The organism is Aeromonas sp. TW 6, assembly GCF_013168745.1.
GTDB lineage: Bacteria > Pseudomonadota > Gammaproteobacteria > Enterobacterales > Aeromonadaceae > Aeromonas > Aeromonas caviae.
In genome coordinates, this window is sequence record NZ_JABERS010000094.1 from 1 (window position 1) to 3,446 (window position 3,446).

Consider the following 3,446-nt stretch of genomic DNA (forward strand, 5'->3'; position numbering starts at 1 on the left):
GAGAAGTTGGAGTGGGCAATGGTGTATTTATCCAAAAACGGCAAAAAGAGTAGGCAGAGAAAATCCAAGCAAAACAACACGTTAGACGGTATTATTAATTCGCTTGCCGCTTAAGGTTCTGTACATGTTGATCAGCTAATGTCGAACGTATGGTGGCACACCTACAACTCCCTCGTTGCCCTGAAAAACGCAGGAATTACCCCCAAGTGGGTGCAAGTGGGCAACGAGACCAACAATGGCATGCTCTGGGAAGAGGGGCGCGCCTCGGTCAACATGAAGAACTTTGCCTGGCTCATTAACAGCGGCTACGACGCTGTCAAGGCGGTCAACAGCAGCACCAAGGTGATCGTCCACTTGGCCAACTGTGAGAACAACACTCTCTATCGCTGGATGTTTGATGGTCTCAAGAACAACGGCGCCAAGTGGGATGTAATTGGTGCCTCCATCTACCCAACACAGAGCGGTAATGGTGACTGGTTTACCCTCAACAACCTCTGCTACGACAACCTCTCCGATATGGTGACCCGCTATGGCAAGGAGGTGATGATCGTGGAGGTTGGCATGCCTTGGGATGACCCGAAAAACAGCTATGACACTATCGCCGATCTACTCAACAACATGAAGTGGATCCCTAACAACAAGGGCCTCGGCGTGCTTTATTGGGAACCGCAGAGTTACAAGAACTGGCAGGGTTACAGCCTGGGATTGATGGACAATGGTGGCAAACCCACCTACGCACTGGATGCTTTTCTGTTGCAGTAATTGACCCGTTAAAGCAAAGGCGCAGCCACAATGCTGCGCCTCTTTTTTCAAAGGAGATCTCCCCTTTCAACATACTGCCTGATGGTTCTTCAGTGGAATGCTCACCTCCCCCCAACCCCATCATTTCACGCAGGTCCGGACTAATCATTTCGAGACGACATTAAAAAAGGAGCCCGGTTGGGCTCCCATGATATTGATGAATCGTTTTTTTACCACCAGGCTTCGGCCTGAACACCAAAGTTCCAAGTGTGGTCATCTTCACCACCGTTGAAGGATTTGCCTTCGCCATCTTTCAAATAGCTGGCGAACACACGGATCTCCGGGCGAGCAAACAAGCTGGGTCCAGCTGACCAGGCTTGAGCCAAGGTATATTTCTGGCCACTCGATTTCTCTTCAGAACCGCTGGTCCAGGTCTTGGTAGTTTCATAAGTACCGGCTTCAACCAGCGTCTTCATGATGTCAGTCCACGCATAACCACCCCGCGCGACGGCGCTGAACAGTTCGGTGTTGTCATGCCATGCTTCAAGTTTCTCACCCTTACCGTAAGTGAAGACATGGTTCACACTGAATTTCTCACCCATGGGAATGTCACCCGTCAAAATTACACGGTATCCCTTGGCATCGTCGGTCAAATGCCAAACATCATACCACCCACCCCCCTGGGAGATCATGTTCTGGGCCAACCCTTTGTCAGCATATTGCAGCACCAACTTCTCGTAGATGCGGCTATCGGCAAAATATTGACTCATCTCTGCCGTCAGCATGACACCATTCTTGGGATCATAGAGATTACCGACCTTCTTCTGTTCATCGGTCGGATTAGGCATCGCATAGCTGACGCCCGCTTCGGTCCAAGCCCCTTCCCAGGGAGCCCAGCCGGCATAGCGCAGGTCCAGGAAGTTGACGTTGAGGTCATTGTTGACAATCGAGTTATCGATATCGTTGCCATCGGACCGGATCCAGGCCAGTGAGAAGGCGCCTGGGCCGGCCTTGAGATTCTCAATACCGGCGCCAGCTCCCGAGATATTCCAGTACTTGGTATCGATGATGTGGAGATCATGACGCTGGTAGAAGCGCTTGCCAGCCCAGACCACCGCATCGGGCGCGGCTGAGAGCAATCCCTTGGCCTTCACATTGAATTGGCGCAGGGCAAAGGTTGCATCGTCCTTACACTCTTTTTGATCGAAGTTACACACTGTGGTGGTACTTTCATAGTCATTAGAGCCATCGCTCTGCATGCTAAACATGCTGTCAACGTAGAAAGTCTTGCCATCCTTGTTGTAAACCTCCTGACCAATACCAATTTCGGTATAGGTATCGTTTTCGTTACCCAGGCGGCCGACAACGTTCTGTCGACCAGTTTGCATATCACCATCCTGGGACACACCTACGCCAGAGCGAAAATACCCTGTGAAATCAACAGCATTAGCATTTAATGCTGTCATTGACAGAGCGAGGGCAACGGAAGTCGTCAGTAGCTTCACTTTCATAGTTATTCCTTTATTCCACTGTTGCATTGTTATCCTGATAAACCGCTTACCAGTCCAAAAGGAAAGCGCTTTCACTATCCGAGAGGGATTATAAGAACAACGTCGTAGTGAATGACATGACGAAACTCACACATTTGTAATAATTACACTAATAAATAAGATAACCTTCTGGCAGCCATTACACATCATGAGGTAAGCAATTGATTTTAAATCAATAAAACAAATAAACCAGAGTGTTATCGATTACATAAGGAGTGAGCGGTAGTTCTCAAGCATGGTTGACGTTAAGGGTGATGAAGGTGATGTGCAGAACATGAAGCCTCTCTTGCGGAAGCATCTCCTGGGCACCAGGAGGCTATTTGTTTCGCCAGAGCGTCTAGTTCAGAGGTTTTGAAGAGGAGGACATTGAGGCATTAAAGAGGAAGATGAGACTTTAAAAAGGCAAGGCCCGAGCTGGTAACCTTGCCGTAATCGCTATAGGCACACAAGCCCAGCACTTGGACTAATCAATGGTGCGAACCGAGTGACGGCGAACCAGTGTCGGGCTAAACATATGCGTCGTCTGGGGCAAAGGCCCCCCCTTTGCCAAAGCAATGGCCAGCTCTGCAGCCTGAGTGGCCATAGCAATGATGGGATAGCGCACCGTTGTCAGACGAGGGCGCAGGTAGCGAGATATCAACACATCATCAAAACCCACCAAAGAGAGGTCTTGAGGTACATCAATCCCGTTATCACTAAGCACTGACAAGGCCCCCGCCGCCATTGAGTCGTTATAGCAAACGACGGCTGTCATCTGTTGCCCCCGACTCAGCAACTCCGTCATTGCTGCCTCCCCCCCCAATTCATCAGGACTACCACGGGAGATCAGACGTTCATCAACCGGAATATTGTGCTCTTGCAGTGCGTCCAAATAACCCTGCAGACGGTCCTGAGAGTCTGATATCTGATGATTTGAGCACAGGAACCCTATCTTCTTGTGCCCTTCCTGGATCAGGTGACGAGTTGCAAGCCAAGAACCATAGCGATCATCCAGCGCAACACAACGGGACTCGAATCCAGGAACAATACGGGTATCTATTCACCAGGACGGGGTTGACGGCATCAGTTCTGCCGGGATGGGATAATCTGTCTTCTCGATGCACGCCCTGACCACGGCCCTCAACCACTCCTGTGGGCAGCGGCCCAATCGCTTGC

The 3,446-nt window shown here is 50.4% G+C and carries 2 protein-coding genes and 1 pseudogene; 1 reads left to right on the forward strand and 2 read right to left on the reverse strand.

Annotated features, from left to right (window positions below; genetic code table 11):
• Positions 1 to 132: 132 nt before the first annotated feature.
• Positions 133 to 762: pseudogene (locus HKD46_RS21000) on the forward strand (glycosyl hydrolase 53 family protein); the annotation flags it as partial.
• Between the two features lie 209 nt (positions 763 to 971).
• Here HKD46_RS21000 and HKD46_RS21005 read toward each other — a convergent pair.
• Both HKD46_RS21005 and HKD46_RS21010 read right to left on the reverse strand, forming a co-directional pair.
• Complete coding sequence (locus tag HKD46_RS21005) at positions 972 to 2,258, reverse strand: maltoporin (protein ID WP_081999277.1); 1,287 nt, start codon at positions 2,256 to 2,258, stop codon at positions 972 to 974.
• 496 nt (positions 2,259 to 2,754) lie between these two features.
• Complete coding sequence (locus HKD46_RS21010; RefSeq protein ID WP_311700102.1) at positions 2,755 to 3,330, reverse strand: substrate-binding domain-containing protein; 576 nt, start codon at positions 3,328 to 3,330, stop codon at positions 2,755 to 2,757.
• Between the last annotated feature and the right edge of the window lie 116 nt (positions 3,331 to 3,446).